Origin of the sequence: Bacillus atrophaeus, assembly GCF_039519175.1 — a bacterium.
Lineage (GTDB): Bacteria > Bacillota > Bacilli > Bacillales > Bacillaceae > Bacillus > Bacillus atrophaeus.
In genome coordinates, this window is sequence record NZ_CP154443.1 from 2,586,634 (window position 1) to 2,612,158 (window position 25,525).

At 44.3% G+C, this 25,525-nt stretch carries 27 protein-coding genes, 2 pseudogenes and 1 riboswitch; of the genes and pseudogenes, 21 read left to right on the top strand and 8 right to left on the bottom strand.

What is annotated here, in order from left to right; genetic code table 11:
* Position 1: 1 nt before the first annotated feature.
* The 3 genes from oppC to oppF are packed head-to-tail and all read left to right on the top strand — an operon-like array spanning position 2 to position 2,919.
* Complete coding sequence (gene oppC, locus AAHT65_RS13015; protein WP_003327585.1) at positions 2 to 919, top strand: oligopeptide ABC transporter permease OppC; 918 nt, start codon at positions 2 to 4, stop codon at positions 917 to 919.
* Positions 920 to 923: 4 nt separating this feature from the next.
* A complete protein-coding gene (locus AAHT65_RS13020; RefSeq protein ID WP_106034591.1) occupies positions 924 to 2,000 on the top strand; it encodes an ABC transporter ATP-binding protein in 1,077 nt (358 codons plus the stop codon).
* Position 2,001: 1 nt separating this feature from the next.
* The gene (gene oppF / locus AAHT65_RS13025; protein ID WP_035175065.1) at positions 2,002 to 2,919 is read left to right on the top strand and encodes an oligopeptide ABC transporter ATP-binding protein OppF; all 918 of its coding nucleotides are present in this window, start codon (positions 2,002 to 2,004) and stop codon (positions 2,917 to 2,919) included.
* Here the strand turns inward: oppF and AAHT65_RS13030 are convergent.
* Complete coding sequence (locus AAHT65_RS13030; protein ID WP_343310335.1) at positions 2,908 to 3,264, bottom strand: hypothetical protein; 357 nt, start codon at positions 3,262 to 3,264, stop codon at positions 2,908 to 2,910. The genes oppF and AAHT65_RS13030 overlap by 12 nt on opposite strands.
* A 53-nt stretch (positions 3,265 to 3,317) precedes the next feature.
* On the opposite strand from AAHT65_RS13030, the gene AAHT65_RS13035 reads away from it, so the two are divergent.
* The 3 genes from AAHT65_RS13035 (at position 3,318) to spx (ending at position 5,804) form a co-directional block, all read left to right on the top strand.
* The gene (locus tag AAHT65_RS13035) at positions 3,318 to 4,499 is read left to right on the top strand and encodes a putative glycoside hydrolase (RefSeq protein ID WP_395939609.1); all 1,182 of its coding nucleotides are present in this window, start codon (positions 3,318 to 3,320) and stop codon (positions 4,497 to 4,499) included.
* 150 nt (positions 4,500 to 4,649) lie between these two features.
* Positions 4,650 to 5,228: a GNAT family N-acetyltransferase gene (locus tag AAHT65_RS13040; protein ID WP_003327580.1), complete on the top strand. Its 579-nt coding sequence runs from the start codon at positions 4,650 to 4,652 to the stop codon at positions 5,226 to 5,228.
* 180 nt (positions 5,229 to 5,408) lie between these two features.
* The gene (gene spx, locus AAHT65_RS13045) at positions 5,409 to 5,804 is read left to right on the top strand and encodes a transcriptional regulator Spx (protein ID WP_003327578.1); all 396 of its coding nucleotides are present in this window, start codon (positions 5,409 to 5,411) and stop codon (positions 5,802 to 5,804) included.
* A gap of 35 nt (positions 5,805 to 5,839) precedes the next feature.
* Here spx and AAHT65_RS13050 read toward each other — a convergent pair whose 3' ends face one another.
* On the bottom strand, positions 5,840 to 6,502 hold the full coding sequence (locus AAHT65_RS13050; protein ID WP_106271877.1) for a TerC family protein: 663 nt from the start codon (positions 6,500 to 6,502) through the stop codon (positions 5,840 to 5,842).
* A 279-nt stretch (positions 6,503 to 6,781) separates the two neighbouring features.
* Here AAHT65_RS13050 and mecA point away from each other — a divergent pair, with 279 nt between their 5' ends.
* The 3 genes and pseudogenes from mecA (at position 6,782) to pepF (ending at position 10,817) form a co-directional block, all read left to right on the top strand.
* Positions 6,782 to 7,438: an adaptor protein MecA gene (mecA, locus tag AAHT65_RS13060; RefSeq protein WP_010788243.1), complete on the top strand. Its 657-nt coding sequence runs from the start codon at positions 6,782 to 6,784 to the stop codon at positions 7,436 to 7,438.
* A 159-nt stretch (positions 7,439 to 7,597) separates the two neighbouring features.
* Positions 7,598 to 8,759, top strand: a pseudogene (locus AAHT65_RS13065) (competence protein CoiA family protein).
* A 228-nt stretch (positions 8,760 to 8,987) separates the two neighbouring features.
* A complete protein-coding gene (pepF, locus tag AAHT65_RS13070) occupies positions 8,988 to 10,817 on the top strand; it encodes an oligoendopeptidase F (protein WP_167375115.1) in 1,830 nt (609 codons plus the stop codon).
* A 35-nt stretch (positions 10,818 to 10,852) separates the two neighbouring features.
* Here pepF and AAHT65_RS13075 read toward each other — a convergent pair whose 3' ends face one another.
* From AAHT65_RS13075 to AAHT65_RS13095, 5 genes and pseudogenes are all read right to left on the bottom strand, one after another.
* Positions 10,853 to 11,020, bottom strand: coding sequence for a hypothetical protein (locus AAHT65_RS13075; RefSeq protein WP_003327573.1), 168 nt, complete (start codon positions 11,018 to 11,020; stop codon positions 10,853 to 10,855).
* Positions 11,021 to 11,334: 314 nt separating this feature from the next.
* Positions 11,335 to 12,237: a protease adaptor protein SpxH gene (gene spxH / locus AAHT65_RS13080; RefSeq protein ID WP_003327572.1), complete on the bottom strand. Its 903-nt coding sequence runs from the start codon at positions 12,235 to 12,237 to the stop codon at positions 11,335 to 11,337.
* Positions 12,234 to 12,632, bottom strand: coding sequence for a hemoglobin-like protein HbO (locus tag AAHT65_RS13085; protein ID WP_010788246.1), 399 nt, complete (start codon positions 12,630 to 12,632; stop codon positions 12,234 to 12,236). The genes spxH and AAHT65_RS13085 overlap by 4 nt, the downstream gene beginning before the upstream one ends.
* Positions 12,633 to 12,908: 276 nt before the next feature.
* Positions 12,909 to 13,256 (bottom strand): annotated as a pseudogene (locus AAHT65_RS21650) (lytic transglycosylase domain-containing protein); the annotation flags it as partial.
* Between the two features lie 368 nt (positions 13,257 to 13,624).
* The gene (locus tag AAHT65_RS13095; protein ID WP_010788248.1) at positions 13,625 to 14,197 is read right to left on the bottom strand and encodes a CYTH domain-containing protein; all 573 of its coding nucleotides are present in this window, start codon (positions 14,195 to 14,197) and stop codon (positions 13,625 to 13,627) included.
* A 124-nt stretch (positions 14,198 to 14,321) separates the two neighbouring features.
* Between AAHT65_RS13095 and AAHT65_RS13100 the strand changes: the two genes are divergently transcribed.
* The 4 genes from AAHT65_RS13100 to AAHT65_RS13115 are packed head-to-tail and all read left to right on the top strand — an operon-like array spanning position 14,322 to position 17,089.
* A complete protein-coding gene (locus AAHT65_RS13100) occupies positions 14,322 to 14,690 on the top strand; it encodes a hypothetical protein (protein ID WP_343310337.1) in 369 nt (122 codons plus the stop codon).
* Positions 14,691 to 14,723: 33 nt separating this feature from the next.
* On the top strand, positions 14,724 to 15,359 hold the full coding sequence (gene yjbM / locus AAHT65_RS13105) for a GTP diphosphokinase (protein ID WP_010788250.1): 636 nt from the start codon (positions 14,724 to 14,726) through the stop codon (positions 15,357 to 15,359).
* Positions 15,360 to 15,377: 18 nt separating this feature from the next.
* Positions 15,378 to 16,178, top strand: a complete 801-nt coding sequence (locus AAHT65_RS13110) for an NAD kinase (RefSeq protein WP_010788251.1) — start codon at positions 15,378 to 15,380, stop codon at positions 16,176 to 16,178.
* Positions 16,179 to 16,192: 14 nt separating this feature from the next.
* Positions 16,193 to 17,089, top strand: a complete 897-nt coding sequence (locus AAHT65_RS13115) for an RluA family pseudouridine synthase (RefSeq protein WP_181279817.1) — start codon at positions 16,193 to 16,195, stop codon at positions 17,087 to 17,089.
* Positions 17,090 to 17,171: 82 nt separating this feature from the next.
* On the opposite strand, the gene prpE is transcribed toward AAHT65_RS13115, so the two are convergent.
* Entirely contained in the window at positions 17,172 to 17,906 is a 735-nt protein-coding gene (gene prpE, locus AAHT65_RS13120; RefSeq protein WP_343310338.1) for a bis(5'-nucleosyl)-tetraphosphatase PrpE, read from the bottom strand.
* 244 nt (positions 17,907 to 18,150) lie between these two features.
* Between prpE and AAHT65_RS13125 the strand changes: the two genes are divergently transcribed.
* From AAHT65_RS13125 to thiD, 8 genes are all read left to right on the top strand, one after another.
* Positions 18,151 to 19,995 carry a monovalent cation:proton antiporter family protein gene (locus AAHT65_RS13125; RefSeq protein WP_010788254.1) on the top strand — a complete coding sequence of 615 codons (1,845 nt, stop codon included), beginning with the start codon at positions 18,151 to 18,153 and terminating at the stop codon, positions 19,993 to 19,995.
* Positions 19,996 to 20,056: 61 nt separating this feature from the next.
* Positions 20,057 to 20,165, top strand: a riboswitch (TPP riboswitch).
* 137 nt (positions 20,166 to 20,302) lie between these two features.
* Positions 20,303 to 21,010, top strand: coding sequence for a thiaminase II (tenA, locus tag AAHT65_RS13130; RefSeq protein ID WP_088118458.1), 708 nt, complete (start codon positions 20,303 to 20,305; stop codon positions 21,008 to 21,010).
* Positions 20,988 to 21,605, top strand: a complete 618-nt coding sequence (gene tenI / locus AAHT65_RS13135) for a thiazole tautomerase TenI (RefSeq protein WP_343310339.1) — start codon at positions 20,988 to 20,990, stop codon at positions 21,603 to 21,605. The genes tenA and tenI overlap by 23 nt, the downstream gene beginning before the upstream one ends.
* Positions 21,589 to 22,698 (top strand): glycine oxidase ThiO, encoded by a 1,110-nt coding sequence (gene thiO, locus AAHT65_RS13140; protein WP_010788257.1) that lies wholly within the window; start codon positions 21,589 to 21,591, stop codon positions 22,696 to 22,698. Before tenI ends, thiO begins: the two co-directional genes overlap by 17 nt.
* On the top strand, positions 22,698 to 22,898 hold the full coding sequence (gene thiS, locus AAHT65_RS13145) for a sulfur carrier protein ThiS (protein WP_088118460.1): 201 nt from the start codon (positions 22,698 to 22,700) through the stop codon (positions 22,896 to 22,898). Before thiO ends, thiS begins: the two co-directional genes overlap by 1 nt.
* A gap of 3 nt (positions 22,899 to 22,901) precedes the next feature.
* Positions 22,902 to 23,666 carry a thiazole synthase gene (thiG, locus tag AAHT65_RS13150; RefSeq protein WP_010788259.1) on the top strand — a complete coding sequence of 255 codons (765 nt, stop codon included), beginning with the start codon at positions 22,902 to 22,904 and terminating at the stop codon, positions 23,664 to 23,666.
* Positions 23,663 to 24,673, top strand: a complete 1,011-nt coding sequence (gene thiF, locus AAHT65_RS13155; RefSeq protein ID WP_343310340.1) for a thiazole biosynthesis adenylyltransferase ThiF — start codon at positions 23,663 to 23,665, stop codon at positions 24,671 to 24,673. Before thiG ends, thiF begins: the two co-directional genes overlap by 4 nt.
* A gap of 18 nt (positions 24,674 to 24,691) precedes the next feature.
* On the top strand, positions 24,692 to 25,507 hold the full coding sequence (gene thiD / locus AAHT65_RS13160; protein WP_343310341.1) for a bifunctional hydroxymethylpyrimidine kinase/phosphomethylpyrimidine kinase: 816 nt from the start codon (positions 24,692 to 24,694) through the stop codon (positions 25,505 to 25,507).
* Positions 25,508 to 25,525 lie beyond the last annotated feature (18 nt).

Consider the following 25,525-nt stretch of genomic DNA (forward strand, 5'->3'; position numbering starts at 1 on the left):
CATGCAGAATATTCCAAAAGACATGTTTGAACCAGCTGCAGCGGATGCCAGAGATGCTGAGAAAATATCTAAAAAGAGCCTTTCCCTTTGGAAAGATGCGATGCTGCGCTTTCGCAGCAACAAGCTTGCGATGGTCGGACTTGTGATTATCATTCTTATCGTACTTATGGCTATTTTTGCGCCTTTGTTCTCAAAATATGATTATTCCACTACCAATCTATTAAATGCTGACAAGCCGCCGTCAAAAGATCATTGGTTCGGAACAGATGACCTGGGAAGGGATATATTTGTCAGGACATGGGTCGGCGCGCGGATTTCTATCTTCATCGGTGTAGCCGCAGCCGTTCTTGACTTATTGATCGGCGTCATTTGGGGAAGCATTTCAGGTTTCCGCGGAGGACGAACTGACGAGATTATGATGCGTATTGCAGATATTTTATGGGCTGTTCCTTCATTACTAATGGTTATTTTGTTAATGGTCGTGCTGCCAAAGGGCTTAATGACGATTATTATCGCGATGACGATTACCGGGTGGATCAATATGGCAAGAATTGTCCGCGGACAAGTCCTTCAGCTGAAGAACCAGGAATATGTGCTGGCTTCACAAACTTTAGGAGCAAAAACCTCACGTTTGCTGTTTAAACATATCGTGCCTAACGCGATGGGACCGATTTTGGTCACAATGACCTTAACTGTTCCGACTGCGATCTTTACAGAAGCATTTCTAAGTTATTTGGGACTGGGAGTTCCTGCCCCGCTTGCAAGCTGGGGAACGATGGCTTCTGACGGATTGCCTGCATTGACCTACTATCCTTGGCGTTTGTTTTTCCCTGCCGGTTTTATTTGCATCACGATGTTTGGCTTTAACGTGGTCGGTGACGGATTGAGAGACGCGCTGGATCCTAAGTTACGTAAATAAGGGAGTGATACGGGTGACACGCCTATTAGAAGTAAAAGACTTAGCAATTTCATTTAAAACATACGGCGGAGAGGTTCAGGCGATCCGCGGGGTGAATTTTCATCTGAATAAAGGAGAAACATTGGCGATCGTGGGAGAGTCAGGTTCCGGAAAGAGTGTGACTTCCCAAGCAATTATGAAGCTGATTCCGATGCCGCCGGGTTACTTCAAGCGCGGCCAGATTTTATTTGACGGCAGGGATCTGGTGCCTATGTCAGAAAAAGACATGCAGTCAATCCGAGGCAAAGAAATCGGCATGATATTTCAAGATCCGATGACGTCTTTAAACCCGACGATGAAAGTCGGCAAACAAATTACAGAAGTACTTTTTAAACATGAGAAAATCTCTAAAGATGCCGCAGCTAAACGTGCTGTTGAATTACTTGATCTTGTAGGGATTCCGATGCCGGAAAAACGGGTCAATCAGTTTCCTCATGAATTTTCAGGCGGGATGAGGCAGCGTGTGGTCATTGCCATGGCGCTTGCGGCAAACCCGAAGCTGTTAATAGCCGATGAACCTACAACCGCACTCGATGTGACGATACAAGCTCAGATTTTAGAATTGATGAAAGATCTGCAGAAGAAAATTGACACATCCATTATCTTTATCACGCATGACCTTGGTGTTGTAGCCAATGTGGCGGACCGTGTGGCCGTGATGTACGCAGGCCAGATTGTTGAAACAGGCACCGTTGACGAAATCTTTTACAATCCGAGACACCCGTATACATGGGGGCTGCTTGCGTCCATGCCAAGCCTTGAAAGCACGGGTGATGAACAGCTGACGGCTATTCCGGGAACGCCGCCTGATCTGACAAATCCTCCAAAAGGAGATGCGTTTGCGCTTCGCAGCTCGTATGCGATGAAAATTGACTTTGAACAGGAGCCGCCGATGTACAAAATTTCCGATACGCATTATGTGAAATCGTGGTTGCTCCATCCCGATGCGCCGAAGGTTGAGCCTCCGGAAGCGGTCAAAGCAAAAATGCGCCAGCTGCAACATACGTATGAAATCCCTGTCCTAGTGGAAGAAGGTGAATGAAGTGACTGAGAAATTACTTGAAATCAAACATTTAAAACAGCATTTTTTCACATCTAAAGGTACGGTAAAAGCTGTAGATGATCTTTCTTTTGATATCTACAGAGGAGAAACGCTTGGCCTTGTCGGCGAATCCGGGTGCGGAAAATCCACAACAGGCCGAAGCATCATTCGACTGTACGATGCAACGGACGGAGAGGTTCTGTTCAACGGTGAAAATGTCCACGGGAAAAAATCCCGTAAAAAGCTGCTCGAATTCAACCGAAAAATGCAAATGATTTTCCAAGATCCATACGCCTCTCTGAATCCGAGAATGACTGTTGCTGATATCATTGCGGAGGGCCTCGACATTCATAAGCTGACAAAGACGAAAAAAGAACGCATGCAGCGCGTCCAAGAGCTGCTTGAAACCGTCGGTCTGAACAAGGAACACGCCAATCGTTACCCCCATGAATTTTCAGGAGGGCAGCGCCAGCGTATCGGGATTGCCAGAGCGCTGGCCGTTGATCCTGATTTTATCATTGCGGACGAACCGATTTCTGCACTGGATGTTTCCATTCAGGCACAGGTTGTCAATTTAATGAAGGAATTGCAAAAGGAGAAAGGACTCACATATCTGTTTATTGCCCATGATTTATCCATGGTCAAATATATCAGTGATCGAATCGGTGTCATGTATTTCGGAAAGCTGGTGGAACTGGCTCCGGCTGACGAACTCTATGAAAACCCGCTTCATCCATATACAAAATCATTGCTTTCTGCAATTCCGCTTCCCGATCCGGATTACGAAAGAAACCGGATCCGCCACAAGTATGATCCGTCCGTCCATCAATTAAAGGACGGGGAAAAGATGGAGTTCCGTGAAGCTTCACCAGGGCATTTTGTTATGTGTACGGAAGCGGAATTTCAATCATACAAATAAGCACGTTCCAAAACCTTCAAGAGTCAGCCATCTTGAAGGTTTTTTTATGAAATGTTCGCGGTATTGATGATGTTTATTATAATAGAAGAAAATGGAGGGGAGGCAGCCGGTATCTATTTCTCTTGCAAAAAGCCGGGCAGCCATCATGGCGGCGAAAAACGCGCTGTTTACTTCTTGGAGTACTGTGCCGTAGCCGATTATGGGGCAGATCGCGGAAGGAACAAATGCACGTTTTGCCTTCACGGCTGCGGCTGTTTTGTATTTGATTACTTTCGTCATTGCAATAGCTAAAGCCGAGGCTTTCTCATTATCAGAATCAAGCCCGCGCACATTGAAACTTACCAAGCGACCCCTCATTTTCCTATAATGGAAGCCAGGAGGGGATAATTGTGCGTTTTATGAAGTATTCAATCATAGCAGGCTTGCTTCTCAGTTTTGCGGCCTATCCGGCGGAAGCAGCGCAGAAAGAACCGCAGCCTTTATTAAAAGTAGCTCTCGAAAAGAAAGAACTGCCTAAAGGGATGTCCAGATTCGCGTATGATTCGGGCTTTCATTTTACATATCCTGACGCGGTGAGAGGAATTTACGTGACGGGACATTCAGCGGGCGGCAGCAGATTTGATTCTCTGACTGATTTTGTTGAGAAAACAGAATTGAACACTATGGTCATTGACGTAAAAGATGATAACGGAAATCTCACTTACCAGCCTGATAAAAATTCTCCATATTACGATATCAGTAAGAAATACATCAAAGACCCAAAAGCGATGCTTAAAAAAATGGAAGAGAAACATATCTATCCGATAGCTAGAATTGTCGTATTTAAAGACACGGTTCTTGCGAATAAAAAGCCTGAATGGTCCTTCAAAGAAAAAGACGGAAGTGTCTGGAAAAACGGGCGCGGGGAATCGTTTGTCAACCCATTTATGAAAGAAGTTTGGAATTACAACGTGAACTTAGCAAAAGAAGCAGCCAAAATGGGATTTAAAGAAGTTCAGTTTGACTACGTACGCTTTCCTGAAGGCTTTGAAAAACGGGATGATGAACTGACTTACGATCATGGAGAGTATGGAAAAAGCGCTGATGATAATGTCCAAAAACGTGTACACGCGGTCACCGATTTTGTCAGTTATGCGAAAGATAAACTGAAGCCGTACGGCGTTGATGTATCCGCCGATATTTTTGGTTATTCCGCCACGCTGCCTGAAGCGCCGGGCATCGGACAGAATTTCAGCAAAATTTCCGAGCATGTTGATGTTATTTCTTCCATGATTTATCCGAGTCACTGGACAAGCTATTTCGGAATTGATAAGCCGGACCTTGAACCATACAAAGTCATAAAGGAATACGCTAAAGTAGAAAATAGCAAACTCGGAAAACTGAAAAATCCGCCTTCATCACGGCCATGGCTTCAAGATTTTACAGCCTCTTATCTTGGAAGCGGCAATTATCAGCACTACGGAAAACAGCAGATTGAAGACCAAATTAAGGCGTTGAACGAAGCAGGCATTGATGAGTTTTTACTTTGGGACGCGGCAAATCATTATACAAAAGATGTGGATTACACGCCGCTTGATTAAAACGGAGCAGAGGCTCCGTTTTTTTTGTCTGAAAAAAAATGAAACCAAGTTTTAGGCTTGTTCGTCTTAATAGATGTAAGGCTGTTTAAACAAAAAGAAATGGGGTATATCTAAGAGTGTGAAGATAACGAACTCATAAGGAGCAGATCAATGAACTGGTACCAAAAGTTAAATGAATACTTTCCAATTGAGGAAATGAAATCCAAAGCGCATATGGAAGCTTTGTTAAAAGAACGAAGCGATATTTACCATAAAGAAGAAGGCAAACATCACGTATTAATGTATGCGGAGTTTGATTCTTTTATCTTTATTGATTATCTGTATATATCGAAAGACGCAAGAGGGCAGGGACTCGGAGGCAAATTGATCGGTGAACTGAAAAAGAAAAACAAACCGATATTGCTTGAGGTTGAGCCTGTGGATGAAGATGATGCAGATACAGAGAAGCGCCTGAAATTTTACCAAAGAGAGCATTTTAAGCATGCTCAGTCAATTGGGTACCAGCGCCGTTCATTGGCTACGAATGAAGTGAACAAAATGGAGATTTTGTACTGGTCACCAAAAACAGAATCTGAAGAAGAAATGTTAGAAGCGATGAAGCAGACATATGAAAAAATTCATATCTATAAAGATGAACAATGGTACGGAGATTCATACGAAAAAACGGATGAGGTCCTAAAGGTCATTGATGATAAAAAACAAAAAAACATTTTCGATCAGCTAAGCTAATTGAGAATATAAAGATGGTTTGATCGTGAAAATTTGCCGGATTGACACATTTTTTTCTTAGGACACTATTCACACTTACTTTTTTATAGTATAATACCTATAAAGATTCCTTTTTTAGAGTTATTTCAATTTAAGAATAAAAAACATGTTCATCCTACTAATTAGAGGAGTGAAGATTAAATGGTTACATTATACACATCACCAAGCTGTACTTCATGCAGAAAAGCAAGAGCGTGGCTGGAAGAGCACGAGATTCCATTTGAAGAAAGAAACATTTTCTCTGAACCTTTATCAATTGATGAAATAAAACAAATTTTACGCATGACGGAAGACGGAACGGACGAAATCATTTCCACCCGTTCAAAAGTATTCCAAAAGCTTAACGTAAATGTTGAATCAATGCCGCTTCAAGATTTATACACATTGATCAATGAACATCCGGGACTGCTTCGCCGCCCGATTATCATCGATGAAAAACGTTTGCAGGTCGGCTACAATGAAGATGAGATCAGACGTTTCTTACCAAGAAAAGTCCGCTCCTTCCAGTTAAGAGAAGCACAGCGTTTAGCTAATTAATATATAAAAGAAGGCTGATGTTTTATCAGCCTTCTTTATTTTTTGTCAGCGATCTGTTCATAATAAATGCTGGCAAGGATAACAAACACAACTGTCAGAACAGGAAGCAGCGTTTCAACAAGACTATGCTGCGCCATAAAATAAGACAGCTTTTGATCTCTGACAATCATTTCTCCTCCTGTATATGCCAGCAGCCCGCTTCCTGCATAAATCAAAAGCGGCACCCTATTCAGCGCAATGTGAATCAGTTTGCTGCCCCAAATAATAATCGGAACTGATACAAATAAACCGACCATCACGAGAAAAAGGTCGCCGTGTGATGCCCCGGCCACTGCTATAACATTGTCAAGCGACATAAAGAGATCGGCGAGGACAATCGTCCGAATGGCCTTCCATAAGGAGGTGCTGCTTTTTACGTGCTGGGTGTTTTTCTTTTCAATAAGCAGCTGGTAACCGAGATATAAAAGAAACACTCCGCCGGCGCATTGCAGAAAAGGAACTTTCAGCAGATACACCGCTGCACTCGTAAGCCCGACCCGCATGGCCACCGCAATAAAGGTTCCGAAGATAATCGCTTTTTGTCTTTGTTTTTCCGGTAAGTTCCTGCAAGCCATCGCAATCACAACAGCGTTATCTCCGCCGAGGATCAGATCTATCCCGATGATGAGCAGCAGCGAAAACAGATAATCATGCTCCATGTACAGGCACCTCGCTTTTTGTTTCATCGCTTGTACAACTAATATATGAAGCGGGTTATTTTTTATGATAGCGGGCAGAAGACAAGCCGTTTTTCAGCCGATAATGCATTTTTATTTCTTTTGTGACTGTTTTATCATAAAATAGAAATATAAAGAATTTCACACTGTCTTGGGGACAAGGTTAAGATGTGGACGGAATGGGTAAAGTGTAGTAAAGTACAATTAATCGGGAGCTTAGATGTCCCTTCAACATCTTATATAGAAGGGAAGGTTGGCAAAATGGAAATAGAAAGAATAAACGAACATACTGTAAAGTTTTATATGTCATATGGAGATATTGAAGACCGCGGTTTCGACAGAGAAGAGATTTGGTATAACCGTGAGCGCAGTGAAGAACTGTTCTGGGAAGTCATGGATGAAGTTCATGAGGAAGAAGAATTCGCTGTAGAAGGTCCTCTTTGGATTCAAGTTCAGGCACTCGATAAAGGCTTGGAGATTATCGTTACAAAAGCCCAGCTTTCTAAAGACGGACAAAAGCTCGAACTGCCGATACCTGAAGATAAAAAGCAAGAACAAGCAGATGAGAATCTCGATGCCTTGCTGGATGATTTTCAAAAAGAAGAGCAAGCCGACAATCAAGAAGAGAAGGAGCAAAAGCTTCAATTCGTCTTGCGGTTTGATGATTTTGAGGACTTGATTTCTCTTTCAAATTTGAACGTAAACGGAAGCAAAACGACGCTTTATTCGTTTGAAAACCGGTATTATTTATATGTAGATTTTCAAGAAATGTCTGATGAAGAGGTTGAAAATCAGCTAAGCATCCTGTTAGAGTACACATATGAATCCTCAATCAGCATACACCGCATCGAAGAATACGGCAAGCTGATTATTTCAGAGGATGTTCTGGATACAATAAAAAAACACTTTGCATCATAGCAGACCGATTTCTTAACGGAAATCGGTTTTTTTCTTATCCGAAAACACAATTTTGAGGGTGGAAAATGGGAGTATGACGTTTTTATAGAAAGAAAAGACAACAGGAATTCATCATCTTCTTACAGAATTCATAAAGAATCTGGAAGGGAGAGATGGATATTGTTTAGTGCTGTGACATCAGAAGGTAAGACTGTTTACCTGATGAAAGAAAGATATGCTGCAACAGAAGCATCGGAATTGAGAAAAACGAAATTCTTTTGTCCGGTTTGCAGAGAACAGCTCGATGTCAAGCTCGGCTCTTTAAAAGCTCCGCATTTTGCCCATAAGCAGAATAAAGCTTGCACCATAGAGTTTGAACCGGAGAGCGCCTACCATTTAGAAGGGAAAAAGCAGCTTTATTCTTGGCTGAAAGCGAAAGGATGCTCACCTGTTCTGGAGCCATATGTAAAAAGCATACAGCAAAGGCCTGACATTATGGCAAATGTACAAGGAGACATGCTGGCTTTTGAATTTCAATGCGCGAACCTCGCTCCAGACCTCTTATATAAACGCACGCAAGGCTTAAAGCAAGCAGGGGCTGAACCGCTCTGGATCATCGGCGGAAACCGTTTAAAACGCACGTCAAGGCACTTTTTCCAGCTATCTGCTTTTCATTGGCAATTCATGAAGGAGAATCCACGGCAGTTCCTGTTGTTTTACTGTCCGGAAGCACGCTCCTTCTATAAGCTCCATCATATTACCCCGTTCTATGCGAATTATGCCTGCGCCTCACTCGAAGCAATCCCGCTCACAAAAGCAAATGTGAAGGATATGTGGTTCTCAGCATCCGCGCCTTCCTTTCAGCCTGCTGCCTGGCAAAACGCCATTACCCGTTTTCGGCATAAACCTCCCCGTTTTTTATCCAAAGAAGCGAATCATCTTCGGCTCCTTTTTTATGAAAAACGCCAGACGCCGCTACCATTTTTACCGCCTGAAGTATTTGCCCCCATTCCTCTTGGAGCCGTTTTTTTAAGTCCTGTTTTCATATGGCAGGGCCATCTTTATCTGTATATGACCGACCTCGCAGAAAAGCGTATGTCCATCAGGTTTTCTGCTGTTTTTCGATTTTGTAAGATGCAGATTCAAAAAAAACGGATTCATTTAAGGTACGAATATAGCGAACAGCTTTTACGTGAGGCATTGAAACAGTACATCAATTTTCTGTGCGGGAAGGAATTTTTAATGGAGGGTGAGAAAGAAGTATATATGGTGAAATCCAGTTCATGACTGCCGCACGCTTGAGGGTGTTATGGAGCGCGACCAAACCTGTTTTGGGGAATGAGATCGTTTCATTTGGCTCACCCTAAAGAAAAGGTGGTGGCTGGATGTGAAAGGCAAGAAACGGAGTGTTTTTCGCTTTTTTACTGTGTTTTTGGCATGCGTTGTCTTCTTCACCGCATATGATTTGACAAATGGCAGTGAAAAACCGGAAGATAATCACAATACAAGTTTGTTGAGAAACAGCCGTTTTTTCAATTGGCTTGAATTAAAGAAAACGAGGGGGATCACCATGACTGAGGAAAAAAAAGCAAACCAACTGCCTGACAGAAGCGAAGTAAAGGCAGAAGATACGTGGAAACTAGAGGATATTTTTCCTAGTGATGAGGCCTGGAATAAAGAATTTCAAGCTGTGAAAGAGTTAATTCCTAATCTTTCTGAATTTAAAGGAACGCTCGATCATTCTGCGGATAATTTATACGAAGCCCTTACTTATCAGGACAAAGTAATGGAACGATTGGGCAAGCTGTACACATATGCGCATATGCGTTCTGACCAGGATACAGGGAATTCCTTTTATCAAGGTCTGAATGACAAGGCTGCCAATCTGTATACACAAGCTGCAAGCGCAACCGCGTACATGGTTCCTGAAATCTTATCCATACAAGAAGAAAAACTGCAGCAATTCCTTCTTGAAAAAGAAGAGCTGAAGCTTTACTCACATGCGATTGAGGAAATTACAAAAGAACGCCCGCACGTATTAAGCGAAAAAGAGGAAGCATTGTTGGCTGAAGCTTCTGAAGCGCTGTCTTCTTCTTCAAATACTTTCAGTGTACTGAATAATGCAGATATTACGTTCCCATCCATCAAGGATGAAAATGGGCAAGAAAAGCAGATTACTCACGGCAATTTCATTAACTTTCTGGAAAGCGAAAACCGTGAAGTGCGCAAAAACGCTTTTGAAGCTGTTTACAAAACATACGGCCAATATAAAAACACAATGGCGACGACCCTCAGCGGCACCGTAAAAAAGGACAATTTCTATGCGAGGGTGAAAAAGTATAAATCCGCCCGGGAAGCCGCGCTTTCAAACAACAGCATTCCTGAGGAAGTGTACGATAATCTTATTAAAACCATTAATAAGCATCTGCCGCTGTTACACCGTTATATCGAGCTGAGAAAGAAAGTGCTTGAGCTTGATGAAGTTCATATCTATGATTTGTACACGCCGCTTGTGAAGGATGCAGGTATGAAGGTCACATATGACGAAGCGAAAGAGTATATGCTCAAAGGGCTTGCTCCTTTAGGTGACGAGTATGCGTCTATTTTAAAAGAGGGCCTTGAAAACCGATGGGTGGACGTGTACGAAAATAAAGGAAAACGCAGCGGCGCCTATTCTTCAGGCACGTACGGCACGAATCCGTATATCTTGATGAACTGGCACGATAATGTCAATAACCTGTTTACGCTCGTTCATGAATTCGGCCATTCAGTGCACAGCTATTATACGAGAAAGCATCAGCCATACCAATATGGCAATTACAGCATCTTTGTCGCTGAAGTGGCGTCAACGACAAACGAAGCGCTTCTCGGAGAATATATGCTGAACAACTTAAAGGATGAAAAGCAGCGCTTATATCTTCTTAACCATATGCTTGAGGGCTTTAGAGGAACGGTCTTCAGACAAACGATGTTCGCCGAATTTGAGCATCAAATCCATATGAAAGCGCAAGAGGGAGAACCGTTAACTCCTGAGCTTCTGAGCAGTATGTATTATGATCTTAATAAAAAGTATTTTGGCGATAATATGGTGATTGATAAAGAAATCGGGCTGGAGTGGTCAAGAATCCCGCATTTTTATTACAATTACTATGTGTATCAATATGCAACGGGCTATAGTGCAGCCCAAGCGCTGAGCAGCCAGATTTTGAAGGAAGGAAAGCCTGCTGTTGACCGGTACGTTGACTTCCTGAAAGCGGGCAGCTCTGAGTACCCGATTGATATTTTGAAAAAAGCGGGCGTTGATATGACATCGCCTGAACCAATCGAGGCCGCATGCAAAATGTTTGAGGAAAAACTTGATGAAATGGAAGAATTGCTGTTAAAAGTGAAGCATTCTTAAAAGCGAGAGCCTGTGCAAGCGAATGCACAGGCTCTTTAAAATCCTTTAAACGTTTTGCGGTGATTCAAACGGTACAGGGCAAATAAGATGGACAGAAACAATAGGGGAGATGTAATGTAAATCGGCAGCATGTGCATCATGGCTAATAAATTTAAAAAGAAAAAGAAGACAATCAATACAATAGAAATAACTGTGTAAAGCATGACCTTCCTCCTCGTCCTTGTTCATTACAAGCATATGAACATATTCGGTAAGTTATGTTTTGTGACAAAAATATGAACATTAATCGTATGGCTTGTCAAGAGTCGACAACTTTTGATATGATAAGGATGTGAAATTGATCACAAACAAACATTACCCCTTTGTTTGACCGTGAAAAATTTCTCCCATCCCCTTTGTTGTCGTTAAGACATATGAAACCGCGCTTATCCCGGCGCGGTTTCTTTATAACTTTAAATAGAACTTATGTTCGTTTTCGGGTCAAAAAAACAGCCCCAAGCGATATAAACGCCTGCGGCTATTTCTCACATGAATGTAATTGATCGGGGCTGCCGGCAAGAGACTGCCAAAACATTCCGTGCTTTGCTTCGACCTTGGCAACCTTCTTGGCAAACGCCAGTTTTTTCATTTCTCTTTCAACCTCTTCAAGAGTTAAATCATATACAAGTGCAATTTCCTTCGAGGCCACAAAGCGAAAGTATTCAATAAAGCATTCGAGCGGCGGTGTTTCTGAAGGCTTTGGCTCGTCGCCCAGCATTTCGAATAAAATCTCTTCATACACCTCATATGAATAATTTCCAGGCACCTTAAGCCCTTCGTCATCATGCTGTGTATTAAAAAATGTAAGAGTCGGGTTTACGGTAACATCCATTTCAGCTGCAATCTTCATGTCGCATTGGAGCGCTTTAACCGCACTTTGAGAGTGAAGATCCTTTTTGAATTCTTCAAGATCAAGCTTTGTTTTTTCAGCGATCTTCAGCAGCGTTTTTTCCTCCGTAATATTTTGCTTTGCAACAAACAGGCTTTCCTGCATATTGCGGAGAAATTGTATTCCGGCTTTTCGTCCTTGAAGCTCTGCCGCTTTTAAAGCGAGAGCTGCAAGATACGGGGAAGAGAGCGGCTGTTCTTGTTCGAGCCACAAAGTCCCGTCACAGGACATGCCGGAGCGGTTTGCGATTTTTTCCCAAGCCTCCGCCAGAAGATGCTTTTTTCGTTTTTGCTTGTTTAAAGATGTGATACTTGCGGCTGCAATAATCCGCAGGGTAAAAAAACGGCCGTAGCGGATTTTCAGCTTTTTTATGACAGGCTCTAAGGACCAGCATTCAGGACATAAAGGATCAACAAACATGTAAATTTCCAGCGGTTTTTTTGGGTGACCGTGGCAATGGGCGAAGTATTGGTCATGTTGAAAGTTTGTCAAAATGATCGTTCCTCCGCTTCTGTCTGGTTCACCATATGCCTTGCTGTCAATTCCAGCCGCCCGAACAGGAATTCACGAATGTCCCCTTCTAAACCGACATGGTCCATTGCGTCACTCATACAGCTGAGCCATGCATCCGCCCTCTCATGCGTGATGGGAAAAGGAAGATGACGTGCTCTGAGCATTGGATGGCCGTGTTCTTCAGTATAAAGAGGCGGTCCGCCTAAATACTGAGTCAGAAATTGCTTTTGTTTTCTGGCCGTTTCTGTCAAATCGCTCGGAAATATCGGCTTCAGCAAAGGATGAGACGCGACACGCTCATAAAAAGTATCAACAAGTTGCGATAGAAGTTCTTCTCCAATCGCTTCATAAGGTGCGTTAAACGATTGTCCCATGTTGACTACTCCTTTAAATATGGCTAATAGGAATCATAATTCCTATTGCGAAAGTACATGTAGTGTTTATTATTTTCATCTACCATTTATTTTAGCAACAAGGCCTAATTTCTACAAACAAACTGCCTTTTATGCGCTCAGGGTTTGCCTGATGTGCCGGAAAATCGCACAGTACCGCGCTTGTATTTCATATCATATCACATTAAATTCATGAATGTGTAAGATTTCACTCCGCAAAAAAACCAGAGGGCTCATAGCCGCTCTGGTTTAAGCGTAATAGTTTGCAGTGACTTTTTTTACGTAGTTTTGAGTTTCCTTAAAGGGAGGAATGCCTCCGTATTTATCCACATTTCCCGGTCCGGCGTTATAGGCTGCCAAAGCCATGGAAACATTTCCGTCATATTTGGACAGCATTTGCTTCAAATATTTTGTTCCGCCCTCTATATTTTGCGCAGGGTCAAGCGCGTTTGACACGCCGAGAGAGCTTGCGGTTGACGGCATCAGCTGCATGAGTCCCATGGCGCCTGAGCCGCTTACGGCTTTCGAGTTGAAGCCTGATTCCTGCTGTATCACCGCACGAATCAGGTTTTCATCAACACCGTGTTTGTCCGCCGCTTTTTTAATGGCGCTGTCGATTGAAAAATCGCCTTTTGCTGTGAATGCTGGGCCTGTATTTGCCGCTGAGCTGCTTACGGCTTCCGGTGCGCTTTCTTCTATATTCGGTATGCTGCCTGATAAAGAGTCCAGCCTGTTAGATGAAAGCATTGACGGCGACAGCCTATAAGAACTGTTTGCCTGTGTTTGCAGGTTTGATGCCAAGGATGCGGACTGCGGGCTTATGTTCTGTGTATACTGGCTGAGCAAAGAGCTGAAGTTTGAAAGCGGGCTGCTTGAGGCTTGAGTGCTCCCTGTATTTGTGCTGGCGATTGATTGTAATGCCTGAAGCTGAAGCAGAGCCGCCCAATTCGTTACGTTCACTTTGTCATTCCACCTTATAATGACTTTCGTTTTTGTTCATAAAAACGAAAGATTTTATTTTTTGTTTCACGCTGAGGAATGCTGAACTGCTGAAGAAGCTTTTCGAAAGCCAGTTTGCCTTCATCCCAGTCTGCTGCTTCGAATTCCAATTCAAAATCCTCTTTATTTAAATATCGGCTGTGGTCTAAAACTATTAAGCCCTTTTCGGATTCTTTTTCTGCCCGATTTGTGGCAAGCGACCCAAAATAGCGGATCGCCTCGCAGTCAACCTCAAGCTGGACGAGCTGGTCCTGAACAGGGCCGGCCGGAACAATGAATTTCTCAAATTCTGGCACTTCCGTTAACGCTTGATGGGTTTCTAAAAGTCCGACGGCTGCCGGTTCTTTTAACGTCAGCACATACCGGCCGTTCTTTTTACGGATTCTCAGGGCTGCACCCTTATGTTTTAGCGCAAAGCTTTCTGTATCAAAATAGTGGTTCTCCTGTAAGACAAAATCCTCATTGTCTAGCTGGTAAGCTTGTGTCAGTTTTTCAAACTCGTTTTTTGTGAGCAGATTTTTAAATTCAATTTCAATTTCCTGGGCCATGCTTTTCTTCCTTTCCGCACTGTAAATCGTATTTTTACTATTATCTCTTTAGATGTTACGTTTATCAATATTGATCTTGATATGATAAAATAAATCTGTACTTTGTTGAAAAAAGGAGAGCATTATGCAAAAGAGAATTGAAATCATGAATGCAACATTAACGGATGATCAGCTTCGCTTTACATGTCAGGCAGAGGGAGACGAAGCGGAGCGCAAGGCGTCAGGTCAAATGCTTGTTGATTCTGACCACTTTGCTTTTGTATACATACTTGAATTGGCTGATTCATTTGAATATGTCATTATAAAGGAAAATGTATGGCCGGAACTGAAACAGGCCCACAGTGATAGGAAACCGGTATTTTTAGAAGCGGGGAACCAAATGATAGAGCTGTCAGGCCTGCATGAGGAACTTGAATACCTTTTAGAAAATATTAAAGATAATGCAAATTACGGTGAGGAAATGGAAGAAAAAGTGAGAAGTGTATTCCTCTAGAAAAAACTAGGGTCCGGAATTGGGGGATGTAAGATGGATGACAAACAATGGGAGCAGTTTTTAGTGCCGTACCGCCAGGCAGTAGAGGAATTGAAAGTGAAGCTGAAGGGAATCAGAACACTTTATGAATATGAGGATGACCATTCGCCGATCGAGTTTGTGACAGGCCGGGTGAAGCCGGTGGCAAGCATTCTGGAGAAAGCCAGACGGAAAAGCATCCCATTACATGAAATTGAGACTATGCAGGATATTGCGGGCCTTAGAATTATGTGCCAATTTGTGGATGACATTCAAATGGTAAAAGACATGCTGTTTGCAAGGAAAGATTTCACTGTCGTGGATAAGCGTGATTATATCGCAGAGCATAAAGAAAGCGGGTACCGCTCCTATCACCTTGTTGTTTTATACCCTTTGCAGACGCCCGCCGGTGAAAAACATGTTCTGGTTGAAATTCAGGTCCGTACGCTTGCGATGAACTTTTGGGCGACAATTGAGCATTCATTAAATTATAAATACAGCGGAAACATACCTGAAAAAGTAAAGCTGAGGCTTCAGCGGGCTTCCGAAGCGGCATCCCGGCTTGATGAAGAGATGTCTGAAATCAGAGGTGAGATTCAAGAAGCTCAAGCAGCCTTCTCAAGAAAGAAAAAAGGCAGTGAGCATCAATAAGAAAAGGGGGAAGAAGACGTGAAATTTTCCGTATCGTCAAAAGGAGACAGCGTGTCTGACACGCTGAAAAGCAAAATACAGGCGTATTTATTGGATTTTGATATGGAATTGGATGAAGACGAACCTGAAATCGTGATTTCTGTCGGCGGAGACGGAACGTTGCTTTATGCCTTCCACAGATACAGCGAACGTTTGGACAAAACGGCTTTTGTCGGTGTCCATACCGGCCATCTTGGGTTTTATGCAGATTGGGTTCCCCATGAGATTGAAAAGCTTGTTCTTGCGATAGCGAAAACGCCTTATCATATTGTGGAATACCCGATACTCGAAGTAACTGTCAGATATCATGAGGGCGAGCGGGAAGAGAAGTATCTGGCGCTGAATGAATGCACCATTAAGAGTATTGAAGGCAGCCTTGTGGCTGACGTGGAAATAAAAGGGCAGCTATTCGAAACATTCCGGGGAGACGGCCTCTGCCTGTCAACGCCATCGGGAAGCACCGCTTATAATAAAGCGCTGGGCGGAGCGATCATCCATCCGTCTATCAGAGCCATCCAGCTTGCAGAGATGGCATCTATTAATAACCGTGTTTTTCGTACGGTAGGCTCGCCGCTCCTTCTTCCCGATCACCATACTTGTGTGATCAAACCGAGAAATGAGGTTGATTTTCAAGTCACCATCGACCATCTGACGCTCCTTCATAAGGATGTGAAATCCATCCAATGCCGAGTGGCTTCTGAAAAAGTAAGATTCGCAAGATTCCGTCCGTTTCCATTTTGGAAAAGGGTGCAGGATTCCTTTATCGGTAAAGGCGAGTAAAGCGAGGAAATATATTGAAGAATTTTTTTATTCGGAAAGAGATCAGTTCTGCTGATGAGGGCATGACGGTAAAAGAATACGCCGAAAAGATGGGGATTTCAAAACGCATGCTGACGGATATTAAATTCGGAGGCGGAGATATTCTCATTAACGGCGGTCACGTCACAGTAAAATATGTACTGAAGCTTGGAGACACACTGGTGTTCGAGTTTCCCGAGGAACAGGTGAGCGCGTCTCTTTTTCCAGAGCCGGTTCCGTTGCATGTGTTGTATGAAGATGACCATGTGCTTGTGATCAACAAACAGCCGTATGTTTCATCTATACCTTCCAGAGAGCACCCTTCCGGAAGCATCGCAAACGGCATCCTCGGCCATTATAAGAAAAACGGCGTGCGTGCTACGGTTCATCTTGTCACTCGGCTTGACAGAGACACATCGGGTGTGATGCTGATTGCGAAGCATCGGTTTGCACATTCCATTTTATCCACGGGGCAAAAAAACGGACTGGTCAAAAGGCGCTATCTCGCAGTTGTGCACGGCAGCATGGAGCAAGCTGAAGGCACGGTTGACGCGCCGATCGGCAGAAAGCCGGACAGCATTATAGAACGAATGGTCACACCCGGCGGACAGCGGGCTGTTACTCATTTTCAAGTCAATGAAAAGACAAACGGCTTAACATCGGTGACATTGGAGCTTGAAACGGGTAGAACCCATCAAATCCGTGTTCATATGAGCCATCTCGGCCACCCTTTATGCGGTGACACGCTGTATGGGGGAACAAGGCAGAAGATCAGCAGACAGGCCCTCCACAGTGAAAGGCTGTCCTTTATCCACCCGCTGACGGATGAAACGATGGTCTTTTATGCCCCGGTTCCGCAAGATATGCAGCAATTAATAGAGGAAAGCCGTTAACAAACGCTTCTCTCAATGTACGGCGGCCATCCTTCAAGGACAAAGAAGCCAGAGCATCCTCAATGCTCTGGCTTCTCTTTTTTTACTGTTCGCGAAAACGTGATTCATCATACGGCATTGAGCTTTCAACGGAGACAGTCTCATGTTCAGGAAACCGGAAAGCTGTCAGCTGATTTCCGAATACACAGCCAGTGTCAATATTAATAGTCCGATTGACGATTCTTGGTTTTTTTACCGGGGTATGGCCGTACACCACCCATGCTTTGCCATTATATGTGGCGGCCCAATCTCTTCTTACGGGTCTTCCGTCCGGCAGTGTTTCACCCGTTACATCTCCATACAGGACAAAATCCTTTACTTTCCTTGATTGTTTACCGATATCGTCAGCCTTTATGCCAGCATGGGCGACAACCAGATCTCCGTTATGTAAGATGTCGTAAAGCGGCGCCTTTTCATATAATCTGATAAATTGCTCCTTCACCGCCGTCCTGTCCTCATCGGAAAGCTGCTTGAGCTCGGCCTCGGTTGTTTCAAGTCCGTGCAGGACTTTAACGGGATTTCCTTTTAAAAAACGGTATAGTTTATTGCAATGATTTCCCGGGACATAACGGACTGCACCTTTCTCATACGCTTTTGCCACAAATCGAACAACCTCGATTGACTTTGGCCCTCTGTCTGTCAGATCCCCTGCGAATACGAGCATTCTGCCGTCAGAATGGACAGGCACCCCGTTTTGGATGGTGTAGCCGAGTTTTTTGATCAATGCGATCATTTCATCATAACATCCATGAATATCGCCGATTACATCGTAGGCCATTTTTAGATCCTCCTCATGTTATTTTATTTATTATGAAGCAAATTCTCGTGACTCATCACATCGCTTTATGTGCAAATTATAGAAAGAAATTGTATTTGATAAAAGAAATAAGCCTTATCACTTTTTTTTCATGTCTGACCTTGTTAAAATCACGTTATGTTTTTTTAAAAAAGGTTCCGTTCGTGCTTGTGAAAACTCACTTTATCCTGGTTTTGAATGGTTTCTTAAAGGAGGTTTTTTATATATGGAGCATACATCTGTCGCTTCTTTAGTTGTTGTACTTGTAGTCGCATTTTTAACTCCGATTCTTTTGCATCGTTTTAAGCTCAGTATCCCCGTGGTAGTAGCTGAGATTATCATGGGGCTAATTATTGGAAAAAGCGGCTTTAATTTAGTAGTAGAGGGTGATACGTGGCTTGAAACGCTCTCTGTGCTCGGATTTATCTTTTTAATGTTTTTAAGCGGGCTGGAAATTGATTTTTCGTCTTTTGAGAAAGGCAAGAAAAAACAATTTCTCCCGAACGGCAAGGAGGCACCGAATACATTTAAAACAGCGTCTGTCATCTTTCTCGGCATCTTTGTTTTATCTTTGGCGCTATCCTATGCATTTGTGCTGGCCGGGTTTATTGATAACGCCTTTTTAATGACGCTGATTATATCAACCATTTCTTTAGGCGTTGTTGTGCCGACTTTAAAAGAAGAGCGGATAATGAATTCAAATATCGGGCAGATCATTTTGCTTGTGGCTGTCATTGCTGACTTGGTTACTATGATTCTTCTCGCTGTTTTTGCTTCCTTGTATGGGAACGATAATGGAAACATGTGGCTCTTAATGATTTTGTTTGCAGCCGGAGTTGTGCTTTATTTCTTCGGGCGGATCTTTAAGCATCGTTCTTTCGTGGAGTCGATGTCAAAAGGAACGATCCAAATTGGTACACGTGCGATTTTCACGTTGATTATCGTCCTTGTCGCATTGTCTGAATCACTTGGAGCTGAAAATATTCTCGGCGCATTTTTAGCTGGTGTGCTTGTTTCTCTGCTTTCGCCGAACAAAGAGCTGGTGCAGCAGCTGGATTCCTTCGGCTACGGCTTTTTGATTCCGATTTTCTTCGTGATGGTCGGTGTTAAATTAGACATTTGGTCGCTTTTTCAGGACCCATTGATTTTAATCATGATTCCGCTTCTCTTAATCGCGCTGCTATTGAGCAAAATCCTTCCTGTCCTTTACTTGAAAAAATGGTATGACAACAGGACGGTATGGGCATCGGGCTTTTTATTGACGTCTACGCTTTCTCTTGTCATTGCGGCTGCGACGATTGGAGAACGCCTGCATATCATCAGCGCGAATATGTCAGGGGCGCTGACTTTGGTTGCTGTCATTGCAAGCATTATAACGCCTGTCGGCTTTAAGAAATTGTTTAAAAGAGAAGAGGAGCCGGAGGAGAAAAAGACCATTACGTTTATTGGCGCCAATCAGATGACGCTGCCGGTAACATTGGAATTACCTGAGGAAGAGTATGAAGTCAGGGTGGTCCACGTATATCAGGAAAATGCAGAAGAAAAGCTGTCAGACTCTGTTTTCAGCGTGGAAACCATTTCTGATTATGAGCGTGAAACCCTTGAGTCACATGGGATATTTGAGACGGATGTCCTCGTTGTGGCGACAGGTAATGAAGATGTAAATGCTGATATTGCTCTTTACGCCAAAGAAAAAGGAACGGAACGCGTCATCGCAAGCGTCGGCTCAGTTGAACATGAAGCTGAATTAAAGGAGGAAGGCATCAATACTTTTTCCATTTTGCTTTCCACTAAGACACTGCTGCGTGCGCTTATCGAGGCTCCTGGTGTTATGAAGTTGCTCACAAACCAGGAATCTTCGCTGTACCAAATTAATATGGAAAACAGCAAATACGATGGTGTAATTTTGCGTGAATTCCCTCTAACGGGAGATGTCATTTTTGTCAGGATTTTCAGAGGGGTGGACAGCATTGTTCCCCATGGAGATACAAGGCTTCAATCAGGTGACCGTCTGATCGTGACCGGATCACGTAAGTATGTGACGGAAATGAAAAGAACACTGGAAGGATAAACCTTGACCAAAAATGGATTCATGTTAATATAGAGGTGCAGTAAAAATTAAAATATAATTGTATGACCACTAGGGGTGCCCTTCAAAAGGGCTGAGATAAAAGTGAGACTTTTAGACCCTCATAACTTGAACAGGTTAAAACCTGCGTAGGGAAGTGGAGCGGTATTTGGGTTATTTTATCTATGCAAATTCCAAACCACTTTTCCTTTCGGGAAAGTGGTTTTTTTATTTTTCAGAATGGAGGAATGACATGATGAAGTTTTCGCAAGAGTGTCGTCAGGCAGCAGCAGAATGGAGGAATGACATGATGAAGTTTTCGCAAGAGTGTCGTCAGGCAGCAGCAGAATGGTGGGATGGAAGCTTTGTCCATCCGTTTGTGCAGGGAATTGGTGACGGAAGCCTCCCGATTGACCGGTTTAAATATTATGTTCTTCAAGACTCTTATTACTTAACGCATTTTGCAAAGGTCCAGTCGTTCGGTGCTGCATATGCCAAGGATCTTTTTACGACGGGGCGAATGGCAAGCCACGCGCAAGGCACATATGAATCGGAAATGGCGCTGCACCGAGAATTTACAGAGCTTTTGGAAATCAGTGAAAAAGAGCGTGAGGAGTTTAAGCCGTCTCCTACTGCGTATTCTTATACCTCCCATATGTACCGTTCGGTGATGAGCGGGAACTTTGCGGAAATTTTGGCTGCTCTTTTGCCATGCTATTGGCTTTATTATGAAGTGGGCGAGAGGCTGCTTGAATGTGATCCGGGTCATCCGATTTATGAAAAATGGATAAATACCTATGGCGGCGACTGGTTTAAACAGCAGGTGGAAGAACAGATTAACAGATTAGATGAATTAGCGGAAAGCAGCACGGAGGAAGTCCGCGCCAAAATGAAAGAGAATTTTGTCATTTCCAGCTATTACGAGTACCAATTTTGGGGAATGGCCTACCGAAAAGAAGGCTGGTCGAACAGCGCCGCAAAAGAGGTGGAGAAACTTGGAGCTGCACGCGATAACTGATAATTGCCAGCGTGTTGAACATCTCGCGGCTTCGATCATTGCCGTTAAAGATGAGGTTGATTTCATTCATATCAGAGAACGGTCAAAATCGGCCGATGATATCCTGAAGCTGCTTGAGCTTATTTATCAAGGTGGTGTTGAGAAGCAAAAGCTGATTGTGAATGATCGGGTGGATATTGCGCTCTTTGCCAATATTCATCGTGTTCAGCTGCCGGGCCATAGTTTTTCGGCAAAACGGGTGAGAGCGAGGTTTCCTCATCTTCATATCGGACGGTCTGTTCATTCGCTTGAAGAAGCCGTTCAAGCAGAACGTGATGATGCGGATTACGTGCTGTTCGGGCATGTGTTTGAAACGGAATGCAAACAAGGTTTAGAAGGCAGGGGTGTGCAACTCTTGACAGAAATAAAACAAACGCTTGCGATACCGGTGATTGCATTAGGAGGTATAACGCCCTCTAGGATACCCGAAGTGAGACAAGCCGATCCCGCGGGGATTGCTGTCATGTCCGGAATATTTTCAGCGCCGGATCCTTTGGAAGCCTCCAGAAGCTATTCCCGCAAGCTAAAGGAGAACAAGTATGAAAAGGCACTATGATACAGTCATCATCGGCGGCGGGATCATTGGTTCAGCCATCGCTTATCATTTGTCAAAAGAAAAGCAAAAAACGGCTTTGTTTGAGAGCGGAACAATCGGCGGAAAAACAACGAGCGCAGCTGCGGGAATGCTTGGAGCTCACGCCGAGTGCGAGGCGCGGGATGCGTTTTTTGATTTTGCCATGTACAGCCAGCGTTTATATCAGGCGCTTGAAGCCGAGCTGAATGAACGGTCAGGCATTGATATCAGACGGCACAACGGCGGAATGTATAAGCTGGCGTTTTCAGAAGAAGACGTCGCTCGTTTACGGCAGATGGACGATTTAGACTCCGTAAGCTGGCATACAAAAGAAGAAGTGCTGGAGAATGAGCCGTATACGTCAAAAGAGATTGCCGGAGCCAGCCTGATTAAAGCTGATGTTCATGTTGAGCCTTTTTACGTATGCAAGGCTTACGCCAAAGCGGCAAGGCTTTCAGGCACTGAGTTGTATGAACACACATCCGTTACGGAAATAAAACGGGACGGAGATGCCGTCTGCATCACAACGACGGCCGGTGAAGTTTATGCGGATTATGTTGTCGTGGCGAGCGGGGTATGGAGCGGGCAGTTTTTTAAGCAGCTCGGTCTGAACCAAGCGTTTTTCCCTGTTAAGGGAGAGTGCCTTTCTGTCTGGAATGACGATTTTCCGCTTACGAAAACACTTTATCATGACCATTGCTATATCGTTCCGAGAAAAAGCGGCAGATTGGTCGTCGGGGCGACAATGAAACCGGGAGATTGGAGTGATAAGCCGGAACTTGGCGGACTTGAATCCGTTATGCAGAAAGCAAAAACAATGCTGCCGGCCATCCAATATATGAAGGTAGACCGTTTTTGGGCTGGGCTGCGGCCGGGAACTGGAGACGGCAAACCTTATATCGGCAGGCACCCGGAGGATAGCAGGATTCTATTTGCCGCAGGCCACTTCAGAAACGGAATTTTGCTGGCTCCGGCTACTGGTGAAGTAATTTGCGATTTGGTCATGGACAGAAAGGTCAATCAAAAATGGATAGACGCGTTTAGTATTGATCGCAAGGAGGCGGTTCAGGCATGATGCTTCAGCTGAATGGAAAACAAGTGGAATGGGACAAGGACACCGGCACTATCCAAGATTTACTCGCGTCCTACCAGCTTGAAAATAAAATTGTCATTGTGGAGAGAAATAAAGAAATCATTGATAAAGAGAACTATCGGCATATTAATCTCTGTGATCGGGATGTTATAGAAATTGTCCATTTTGTAGGAGGCGGATGAGAAATGCTAACAATTGGCGGAAAGCAATTTTCTTCAAGATTACTATTGGGAACAGGGAAATATCCAACATTTGAAATCCAAAAGGAAGCGGTACACGTTTCTGCGTCTGATATTTTAACTTTTGCTGTCAGGAGAATGAATATTTTTGAAGCGTCCCAGCCGAATTTTCTGGAACAGCTTGATTTATCCAAATATACACTGCTTCCAAACACAGCGGGAGCAAGTACCGCGGAAGAAGCGGTCAGAATTGCAAGACTTGCGAAAGCATCAGGTCTTTGCGACATGATTAAAGTGGAAGTAATCGGGTGCAGCCGTTCCTTGCTGCCGGATCCGGTTGAGACTTTAAAAGCGTCTGAACAGCTTTTGGAAGAGGGATTCATCGTTCTGCCTTATACGTCTGATGATGTCGTCTTGGCCAGAAAGCTTGAAGAGCTTGGCGTTCATGCCATTATGCCGGGTGCTTCACCGATAGGGTCAGGCCAGGGAATCGTTAATCCTTTGAATCTGTCATTTATCATTGAACAGGCTAAGGTGCCGGTCATTGTTGATGCGGGAATCGGCTCTCCTAAAGATGCAGCGCATGCAATGGAATTGGGGGCGGACGGTGTCTTGTTAAATACCGCTGTATCCGGGGCAAATGATCCCGTTAAGATGGCGCGCGCCATGAAGCTCGCAGTGGAAGCGGGCCGCCTTTCCTATGAAGCGGGCCGAATTCCGGTGAAACATTACGGAACGGCGAGCAGCCCGGGAGAAGGTCTTCCTGTATGACGGGCAGGTATTCCAGACAGGAGCTGTTCGCTCCGATCGGCCCCTCAGGCCAAGAAAAGCTGAGGGAAGCGTGCGCGGTGGTTATCGGCGGCGGCGCGCTTGGCACAGCCAGTGCTGAAATGCTTGTCAGGGCGGGAGTCGGGTCTGTGACGATCGCTGATCGAGATTATGTGGAATGGAGCAATTTACAGCGCCAGCAGCTATATATAGAGGACGATGTGAAAAAGGAAATACCGAAAGCCGCTGCTGCTGAAAAGCGGCTTCGTTCCATTAATAGCGACGTACATGTCAAAGGGATTGTCATGGATGTCACTGCTGAAAATGTTTCTGAGCTGATCGAAGGAGCGTCCGTGATTGTGGACGCCGCCGACAATTTTGAAACCCGCCTGATCGTTAATGATGCCGCTGTGAAAATGGGGATTCCTTTTCTTTACGGCGCATGCGTCGGCAGCTACGGACTAACCTTTACTGTTTTGCCTGGTGTTACGCCTTGCCTTCATTGTTTGCTCGACAAACTTCCTTTAGGAGGATTAACGTGTGATACAGCCGGCATCATCAGTCCCGCCGTCCTGCAGGTCGCTGTCTATCAGGTGACAGACGCGTTTAAGCTTTTGACGGGAGACCGGCCTGAACCGATGCTTCGGTCTTTTGATTTGTGGAAAAATGAGCGGTCTGAGATAAACGCAGCAAGTCTCGTTAATGCTTCCTGCCCGAGCTGCGGCACAAAAGATTTTCCGTTTTTATCCTATGAAAATCAAACAAAAGCGGCTGTGTTGTGCGGCAGGGACACCGTGCAAATCAGGTCAGGACTTGCCAAACAGCCTGATCTCGAATCGCTTGCTGTGCGGCTGAGACAGGCAGGGCTTGAAGTGACGGCGAACCCATATTTAATTTCATGCCGCTCACATGACATGAAGATGGTGTTGTTTCAGGACGGAAGAGCGTTTATACACGGGACAAATGATATTACCAAAGCTAAATCCCTTTATCATAAGTGGATCGGGTAATGTGAAAGGAGTTTTTTTATGAGGATCAGTAAAGCATTGACCATCGCCGGCTCTGACTCGGGAGGCGGCGCAGGTATTCAGGCGGATTTAAAAACCTTCCAAGAGCTGGATGTATACGGCATGTCAGCTATTACTGCGGTGACGGCCCAGAATACATTAGGTGTTCATGGAGTATATCCGCTGTCTGTGGAAGCGCTCGGCCGGCAAATTGACGCAGTCGCAGAAGATTTAAGACCAGATGCAATCAAGACGGGAATGCTGTGGAGCGCGGAAATGATTGAAGAAGTTGCGAGGAAAATCGATCAGTATCAATTGGAACGGCTGATTGTTGACCCGGTAATGATTGCAAAAGGCGGTGCCTCATTATTACGCGATGAATCGGTTGCCACGCTGAAGGAGCTTCTGATCCCCAGAAGTTATGCGATCACGCCAAATGTGCCTGAAGCAGAGGCGCTGACAGGAATTCAAATCCACACGATGGATGACCGCAAAAGGGCCGCTGAAAAATGTATCGAGCTTGGGGCGCAGCATGTCATTATTAAAGGCGGACACCAGCCGGAAGATGAAACGATCATTGACCTTCTTTATGATGGAAAAACGTTTACACAAATCAGCCATCCATATGTTAATACGAAGCATACCCATGGAACAGGCTGTACCTTTGCCGCTGCTTTAACGGCTCAAACCGCCAAAGGATACGGGATTCATGCGGCTTTTGAAGTCGCGGCAAACTTTGTTCGTGAAGCGGTGGAACATACGCTTGGAATCGGAGCAGGCCATGGTCCGACAAATCATTTTGCATTTAAAAGAAACAGCTTAAATACAGCTGATTAGGGATCACCTTTTGAAAGG

Coding starts and splice junctions, on each gene's coding strand:
- oppC (WP_003327585.1), top strand. CDS start 2: ATGCAGAATATTCCAAAAGACATGTTTGAACCAGCTGCAGCGGATGCC.
- AAHT65_RS13035 (WP_395939609.1), top strand. CDS start 3,318: ATGAAGTATTCAATCATAGCAGGCTTGCTTCTCAGTTTTGCGGCCTAT.
- AAHT65_RS13040 (WP_003327580.1), top strand. CDS start 4,650: ATGAACTGGTACCAAAAGTTAAATGAATACTTTCCAATTGAGGAAATG.
- spx (WP_003327578.1), top strand. CDS start 5,409: ATGGTTACATTATACACATCACCAAGCTGTACTTCATGCAGAAAAGCA.
- AAHT65_RS13050 (WP_106271877.1), bottom strand. CDS start 6,502: ATGGAGCATGATTATCTGTTTTCGCTGCTGCTCATCATCGGGATAGAT.
- mecA (WP_010788243.1), top strand. CDS start 6,782: ATGGAAATAGAAAGAATAAACGAACATACTGTAAAGTTTTATATGTCA.
- pepF (WP_167375115.1), top strand. CDS start 8,988: ATGACTGAGGAAAAAAAAGCAAACCAACTGCCTGACAGAAGCGAAGTA.
- AAHT65_RS13075 (WP_003327573.1), bottom strand. CDS start 11,020: ATGCTTTACACAGTTATTTCTATTGTATTGATTGTCTTCTTTTTCTTT.
- AAHT65_RS13085 (WP_010788246.1), bottom strand. CDS start 12,632: ATGGGACAATCGTTTAACGCACCTTATGAAGCGATTGGAGAAGAACTT.
- AAHT65_RS13095 (WP_010788248.1), bottom strand. CDS start 14,197: ATGGCCCAGGAAATTGAAATTGAATTTAAAAATCTGCTCACAAAAAAC.
- AAHT65_RS13100 (WP_343310337.1), top strand. CDS start 14,322: ATGCAAAAGAGAATTGAAATCATGAATGCAACATTAACGGATGATCAG.
- yjbM (WP_010788250.1), top strand. CDS start 14,724: ATGGATGACAAACAATGGGAGCAGTTTTTAGTGCCGTACCGCCAGGCA.
- prpE (WP_343310338.1), bottom strand. CDS start 17,906: ATGGCCTACGATGTAATCGGCGATATTCATGGATGTTATGATGAAATG.
- AAHT65_RS13125 (WP_010788254.1), top strand. CDS start 18,151: ATGGAGCATACATCTGTCGCTTCTTTAGTTGTTGTACTTGTAGTCGCA.
- tenA (WP_088118458.1), top strand. CDS start 20,303: ATGAAGTTTTCGCAAGAGTGTCGTCAGGCAGCAGCAGAATGGTGGGAT.
- thiO (WP_010788257.1), top strand. CDS start 21,589: ATGAAAAGGCACTATGATACAGTCATCATCGGCGGCGGGATCATTGGT.
- thiS (WP_088118460.1), top strand. CDS start 22,698: ATGCTTCAGCTGAATGGAAAACAAGTGGAATGGGACAAGGACACCGGC.
- thiG (WP_010788259.1), top strand. CDS start 22,902: ATGCTAACAATTGGCGGAAAGCAATTTTCTTCAAGATTACTATTGGGA.
- thiF (WP_343310340.1), top strand. CDS start 23,663: ATGACGGGCAGGTATTCCAGACAGGAGCTGTTCGCTCCGATCGGCCCC.
- thiD (WP_343310341.1), top strand. CDS start 24,692: ATGAGGATCAGTAAAGCATTGACCATCGCCGGCTCTGACTCGGGAGGC.